Genomic DNA, 2,268 nt, shown 5'->3' with positions numbered 1-2,268 from the left:
CGTAAAGTAGCAATGGACTTTCTGGATGATTTTTTGATAGGCGCGATCGCATCTCTACACTAGCTAAATCCGGGTGAAATAATTCCGTATCTACCCCGCGCTGCCATAAATCTACACGTTCAATACCATGTGCTGTCAGTTCCTCCACCATTGCTGTGGAAGTACACAGATTCAAAGCAGCTTGATTATGAGCGCCTTTGAGCAGTTCCCAAAGAAAACCCTCCAGCATTCCCAAGCCGTAATGCTGGAGATATTGGGGTAAATGCGTATGGTAAGACGCCACTAAGGGTATTTTGAGGATTTTGCTATAAAATATGCCAGATAAACCTAAAACTGCTGGATTCACAACATGAATAACATCTGGCTTAAACTCTTCTAAGGCGTACCCAATAGCTGGGCGGGGAAGTGCCATTTTCAATTCTGGATACAATGGCAGAGGAAAGCCAGTAACGCCGTAAACTTTAGCGCCTTTGTGTTCTGTGATGCCTCCATCAGGGGCAATTACCAGCACTTGATTACCACTGCGCTGTAAATGGTCAACAGTATGGCGCAGGCGCGTTACAATGCCGTCAACCTTGGGTAAAAAGGTTTCGGTAAATAGGGCAATTCTCATAAAAAACTATTCAGTCCAGGCAGATAATCTCAGCTTTGCTTGCGTTTCGGTATCAAACACAGAATAGACTCTCTCCTGTGGTGTAATCAACTCTGCACAATCAGATTTAATGTTTTGCCTCTGTTTTTGTACAAAGTCCGAGATATCCTCAATGTTCACAATCCAATCTTTGGCGTAAGCAGCTAGTACTTCACCACGTAACCCTAACTGAATAGCGCGTCGTTCTAATTTTGTCCCAGTTGGGTGATGGTCTGGATCCCATTGTAGGCGAACTTGGGATTGCTTCAATGCTCTTTGCCATGCACTTTTATCGGGATAAAGTTCTGGAACGTAGCTGGAATGAACAGCCGCCGCTAAAATTTCATCAAAAGCCGAGCGCTTAATCCAAATAGCTAATACTACCTCTTGCCCAGTTTGTGTACCCCATCCAGAACGATACATCATCCAAAGGAAGTTAGGTTTTATCCAACTCATACGCTCAAAACTGAACTCATCACCAAAATAACCGTAGGTGGCGACGAAGTCACCAATAGCTGGACGATATGCTTGATAAACAACAATTGAATGGTCGTCATATTGTGCTAAAATGTGACGACCATTTTCAGGCCAATTACTGACTTGAGTTAAATAAGGTTCTGTTATCAGCCGCACGCAGAGTTTATCTTAATGTCTGTGCCAAGAGACTTTGGGCAGAATTTGTTTGTGATCGACTCGTTTTTGATACTTGATGGCAAAGTTTAACAGAGAATCGAGTAAAGAATCAGAAAGCAAGTGAGGCTCTAAACCTAAATCGAGCAATTTAGTGTTTTTAGCGTTAAAATAATGTTCTTCTTTCTCGACTCTGGGATTATCTAGGTGATTGATTTCTACATTCAATCCCATAGCGTTACCAGCTTTTTTCACCATCAATGCCAAGTCGCCGACGCTGAATTGTTCGGTAAATTGGTTAAATACGCGGAATTCACCAGCCTCGGCAGGGTTAGCGATCGCTAATTCCACACATCTTACTGTATCCCGAATATCCAAAAATCCGCGAGTTTGCCCACCTTTACCATAAACGGTTAAAGGGTGTCCGATCGCTGCTTGAATACAAAAGCGGTTCAGTGCTGTACCAAACACACCATCGTAATCCAGCCGATTAATTAATAGTTCGTCCATCCCCGTCTCTTCGGTTAAGACGCCGTAAACTACACCCTGATTTAAATCTGTTGCCCGCAATCCCCAAATCCGGCAAGCAAAGTGGATGTTATGACTATCATGGACTTTGCTTAAATGGTACATTGAACCGGGTTGCTTGGGATAAGGTAGGGTATCCTTGCGTCCATTGTGTTCAATGGTGATATACCCTTCTTCGATGTCGATGTTGGGTGTACCGTATTCACCCATCGTCCCCAGCTTCACCAAATGACAGTCGGGGAAATCTTCCCGCATGGCGTACAGCAAGTTCAACGTACCAACTACATTATTGACCTGGGTAACAACTGCATGTTCTCGATCAATCATGGAAAATGGGGCCGAACGCTGTTCACCAAAATGCACCAGAGCATTTGGCTGAAATTGCTGTAATGTTTTATGGAGAAATTCGTAATTCGTAATATCGCCGATGAACAAGTCGATAGATTTACCCGTCAAATCTTGCCAGCGCTGGAGACGTT

3 protein-coding genes are annotated in these 2,268 nt (G+C 43.7%); all 3 read right to left on the bottom strand.

Annotation, left to right across the window (positions count from 1 at the left end; all coding sequences use genetic code 11):
• Positions 1-613, bottom strand: a 613-nt coding sequence (locus tag LC574_RS36500) for a glycosyltransferase (RefSeq protein ID WP_229458493.1), incomplete at its 3' end; no start/stop codon positions are given.
• Between the two features lie 6 nt (positions 614-619).
• Positions 620-1,264 (bottom strand): DUF4291 domain-containing protein, encoded by a 645-nt coding sequence (locus LC574_RS36495; protein ID WP_229458492.1) that lies wholly within the window; start codon positions 1,262-1,264, stop codon positions 620-622.
• Between the two features lie 12 nt (positions 1,265-1,276).
• Positions 1,277-2,268, bottom strand: a 992-nt coding sequence (locus tag LC574_RS36490) for an NAD-dependent epimerase/dehydratase family protein (RefSeq protein ID WP_229458491.1), incomplete at its 5' end; no start/stop codon positions are given.

The sequence above is a fragment of the Nostoc sp. CHAB 5715 genome, from assembly GCF_020829685.1.
Lineage (GTDB): Bacteria > Cyanobacteriota > Cyanobacteriia > Cyanobacteriales > Nostocaceae > Nostoc.
This window is presented reverse-complemented; position numbering and strand designations above follow the sequence as displayed.